Source organism: Clostridium sp. CF012 (assembly GCF_018861755.1).
Classification (GTDB): domain Bacteria; phylum Bacillota; class Clostridia; order Clostridiales; family Clostridiaceae; genus Clostridium_AD.
In genome coordinates, this window is record NZ_JAHLEF010000070.1 from 1 (window position 1) to 4,648 (window position 4,648).

General features: G+C 29.6%; 5 protein-coding genes. 3 read left to right on the forward strand and 2 right to left on the reverse strand.

Annotation, left to right across the window (positions count from 1 at the left end; translation table 11 throughout):
* A partial coding sequence (locus KPL50_RS26040) for a histidine phosphatase family protein (RefSeq protein WP_216301397.1) occupies positions 1-543 on the forward strand: 543 nt, incomplete at its 5' end.
* 301 nt (positions 544-844) lie between these two features.
* Complete coding sequence (locus KPL50_RS26045; protein ID WP_216212710.1) at positions 845-1,093, forward strand: hypothetical protein; 249 nt, start codon at positions 845-847, stop codon at positions 1,091-1,093.
* A gap of 342 nt (positions 1,094-1,435) precedes the next feature.
* Here the strand turns inward: KPL50_RS26045 and KPL50_RS26050 are convergent, their stop codons facing one another.
* Positions 1,436-2,623 (reverse strand): IS91 family transposase, encoded by a 1,188-nt coding sequence (locus tag KPL50_RS26050; RefSeq protein WP_216301398.1) that lies wholly within the window; start codon positions 2,621-2,623, stop codon positions 1,436-1,438.
* A complete protein-coding gene (locus tag KPL50_RS26055) occupies positions 2,616-3,473 on the reverse strand; it encodes a site-specific integrase (protein ID WP_216301399.1) in 858 nt (285 codons plus the stop codon). Before KPL50_RS26055 ends, KPL50_RS26050 begins: the two co-directional genes overlap by 8 nt.
* Positions 3,474-3,893: 420 nt before the next feature.
* On the opposite strand from KPL50_RS26055, the gene KPL50_RS26060 reads away from it, so the two are divergent.
* A complete protein-coding gene (locus tag KPL50_RS26060; protein ID WP_216213572.1) occupies positions 3,894-4,184 on the forward strand; it encodes a hypothetical protein in 291 nt (96 codons plus the stop codon).
* Positions 4,185-4,648: the final 464 nt, after the last annotated feature.

The window sequence follows — 4,648 nt, forward strand, 5'->3', positions numbered from 1 at the left end:
CTAACTAAATTAGGTAAAAATCAGGCAGAACTCATTGGATTAAAATTAAAAAAGGATTTGGAAGGAGAAAGTTATACAGTATATTCTTCAGATTTAATGAGAGCAAAACAAACAGCGGATATAGTTGCAAAGCATTTAAATCTGAATGTTATTGAAGAAATAGATCTTCGGGAGATAAACACTGGGGTTGCAGCAGGTAAGACTAAAAATTGGGCTAGAGAACATAGGAACCCTAGACTAAGTAAGGAGTTTTATTTAGATTATCAGGAATTTCAAGATGGAGAAACTTGGAGACAATTTTATATTCGTGTATGTGAAGTCATGAAAATGATATGCGATTTAGATAAGGGGAACATAATTATTGTGACACATGGATGTACATTATCATATATAATTGCATGGTGGATGAATTTTGAATCTGATATGTTAGGGAAAGCATATTTTTCTGCTCAGCCAGGAAGTATTTCAGTATTACAGCAAAACAACTACAAACAAAATGTTTTAACACTGCTAAATGACAGGGCTCATTTAGCAGGATTATAGGTTAATCTTTATAGCATTTTTATAGACAAACAGTTGCTTCATAAGATTTTCATATGTGGACACAAGTGCCCCATATCATTAGATGTGGGGGGTTAGTATATTAAGACATTAATATCTTTAAATGACGTGAAAGTCTGTTTTCACGACATTTAATTTTTTTCATCCAATGTAATAACTCCTAATTATATTTTGTATTTTTTATTAGAAATTGTGCTGCAACTTCAATAAAAATATTATCATAAAACAGTAGTAGATAGTTATAGGTATACAACAAATGACGTAATTGAAGGAGGGGATTTTGATGAATTTAATAACAGGGATTATTTTAATTGCTATACTGGTTGGAGGCTTTGCATTGAGTTTGATTATTTTCAAAAAAAATTCAGCAAAAGGAATATTAACAAAAATTATTTTATTTGCCGTTTTAATTGGAGTAATTTCGGTAAGTGTTTTTAAAGATATTCCTTTATGGGGATATGTAATTATGGGCGGAATTGTAGGTCCAATATCATATATTATATACATATCTGATAATAAAAAAATAGAGTAATTTAATATATATATATTCATATAACTGCTAATTAATTAAGTCAATGAAACCAAAGTTCGGTTTATGAACAGGCTCGGATTCAGATGTTGAGCCGACAAAAACTATCACCTTAAGCATATACTTAAACGATGATAGCTACGAGAGTTGCTCAATGTCTGAAACGAACTATTGAACGATGCCGCGTTAACTCTACTATGGAGATTCAATCATTCACCTCTTTCTGAAATTAGCTTTAACATTAAGATTATTAACTATAATTTCCACAATTGTATCAATAATTCTTAGAATTTTAGATTAGCTTCTAAAAATAGACGTAATTTCCCCCTCCCCTAAATAAAGACTTTATGCTATTTTATTTATTTCTTCTGGCGGAGAATAGTTTTGGCGATTCAACTTCTCTTTTGTAACCATTTCACCTTTATCACAGCAAGGACAAATATTTATATCTATTCCTGTCAGCTTAAGAAGAAGCTCGGCTGCACTTAACTTAACATTTGAATTTTCACTTTTACTTTGTGCTGCTCCTGTAAGTTCTTTGCATTTTTGAAGTTTGGTTGATCTATTTCTATTGCTTAAAATTCCATAGTGTCTAATTTTAACAAATTTTCTTGGTAAAACATGCATGAAAAATCTTCTCATAAATTCGTCTACTGTAAGAGTCATAAATTTTTCTTTATTATTGTCTCTATAATCTTTCCACTTAAATGTTACATATCCGTTTTCCAAATTCACAATTCTATGATTGGATATAGCCACTCGATGAGAATATCTACCAAGGTACTCAAGCACGTGCTCTGCACTCCCGAAAGGGGGTTTACAGTATACAACCCATTCCTTTTTGTATAACTTATCTATGAAGCTATGAAATATATGTTTTTCTGTTAATTCCTGAATTCCAGTAGTATATTTAAGAGCATTGCTTTGATAAGCTTTTTTAAGATAAAATAAGAATTTACCTCTAAACTTTCTTGATAAAACTTTCACTGGAATAAAAAAATCTTTCTTTGAATTTATCCATCTTGTACCATCAAATGTTAATCCACCACTTGGAACTATACAATGAATATGAGGATGATTCATAAGGTTTTGCCCCCACGTATGAAGGATACTCATAAAACCAATTTCTGCTCCTAAATATTTTTTGTCTCTTGATAGTTCAATTAGAGTTTCAGAAACAGAGTTAAATAGTATAGAATACATTTCCTTTTGGTTTGTAAGTGTTATAAAGTTAAGCTCTTGGGGTATAGTAAAAACTATATGAAAATACCCTACGGGTAATAAATCTTCTTTTCTTTTTTCAAGCCACCTTTCTTTGGCTAAAGTTTGGCATTTAGGACAATGCCTATTTCTACAAGAATTATAAGATATTCTTATGTGCCCACATTCATTACACTCATCCACATGACCACCGAGTTCAGCTGTTCTACAAGACTCAATAGCAATCATAGTTTTTAAAATATGTAGCGGTAGTTTATGATTTCTTCTATATTCATCACCAAATTGATTAAATATGTCTTGAATCTCAATCATCTTGTTCACCTTTTTTATCTAGAAGTGAATCCAATGGACTTTTTATATTAAGTAAATCCAGCCTCCTAATATGTAAATAAATAGTTGTAGTATTTAATTGAGTATGTCCTAACAATCTTTGGATATAACATATATCTGTTCCAGCCTCTAACAAATGCGTGGCAAAACAATGCCTTAGTGTATGAATAGAGGCTTTCTTAGTGATTCCAGTCTTTTTTATAGATTTCTCGAGCATTTTCTGAACACTACGTGGACTAATAGAATCTGTACGACCCTTTCCAGAAAATAGATATTCCGTAGGATGATATCTGCTCCAATACTCTCGAAGAATTTTTAAATTTGATTTGGACAACAATGAATATCTATCTTTTTTACCTTTGCCCTCTCTAATTAATATTTGCATGTTTTTACTATCAATATCTGTTATTTTTAGGTTGCAAACTTCACTAACTCTTAATCCTGCGGAGTAGACCGTCATGAGAATTGCCTTATGCTTAAGATTTTCAGTAACATCAAAGATAGATTTAACCTCATCTGGCGATAATACAGAAGGTAATTTAGATGGTTCTTTCATCCTTGCAATTTTGTCCGAATTCCAATATCTGTTTAGCGTTTTAGTATAACAAAATTTAAGACTTGAATTAATATAATTAACTGTTCCTTCACTTAATTTTTTTTTAATGATACAATAATGTAGATAATCACAAATTTCTTTTTCACCTAAATACTTTGGTGATTTGTTATAAAATTTAGCAAAGTTACTAACATGATTGATATAGCTTTTTATAGTCATTGGACTATAACCCCTTAGTTCCATATCCATTCTCATTTTTTGTCTTAATTCTGACATAAATAATAACACTTCCTTATTTTTTATTTCAACAATAAAAGTTTATAGGAAGTGCTCATTATAATAAAGAAGTATCCTAGTCAAATAGGATGCTTCTTTCTATTTTATTTAAGTAAAAATCAAATTAATGTAATTAGCACTTGTCCACCACCGTTTTTAGCGGTTTAGTTCTTTATCCGAAAAACGAACTCTGGCTATATACCTAGCTTCCATGACCTTACTAAATAATAAACGAACTTTAAGTTGATAAAATACGAACCTTTGGCGTTTTATCATTCATTTTATCATTATTATTCTGACTCTTGGATAAGGAAATAGTATATAATTGAATACATATTTTATGTCTCTCTTGTAAGGAGATTGTGAATTAATAATATTAGATTTATTATTTTTCTTTCATTAAGTGGAGGTGTAAATATTTTGAATAAAAAGAATACAGAACAAAAAGAGTTTGAAGAATGGCATAAAATGAAGTCAAAAGGTAAAAAAAAATATATTTGGTATAGTGGAGTCCTGAAAGGGGGTTTATCTGTAGCTATACCTACGTCATTTATTGTACAAGCAATAGACGGAGGTATTAACTTATATAGTTTTAGTAATCAAAACTTTATCAGAAGATTAATAATAAATATTGTTGTCTTCTCAGTAAGTTGGTGTATTTATTCTATTTTCTTATGGAGGAAGTATGAGAAAAAATATAGATACAGATAATGATTGTTACGAAAATTTCTTATATTTCCTCACAAATAAACCCAGATCTAATGATGTAGTGGGATGATATATTTAGGTATACTAATATTGTGAATGTAACACAATACCAATTGAGTTACTTTCACTTTGTGGCTACTGAACATTTTAGTTATATATTTTATAAAAAACAAACCAACTGAAAAAATGGAAATAGATAAGACAAATATTAAATAATTTTTATCGTATTATTAACAAATACCTATTTTAATTTTTTATATATAATTGATGGTAATTATAGTATAATTAACCATATAAATCATTTACAACAACACCATAAATCGAAAGGGGGTTAATATGGCAAACAAAGAATTAGCTTTATACATAATGGGTCAATTAGAAGGATTGGAAGATATAAAATCTATACCTATGATGGGTGGTTACTTGTTTTATTATAAAGGTAGAATATTTGGTGGAATCTACGGAAC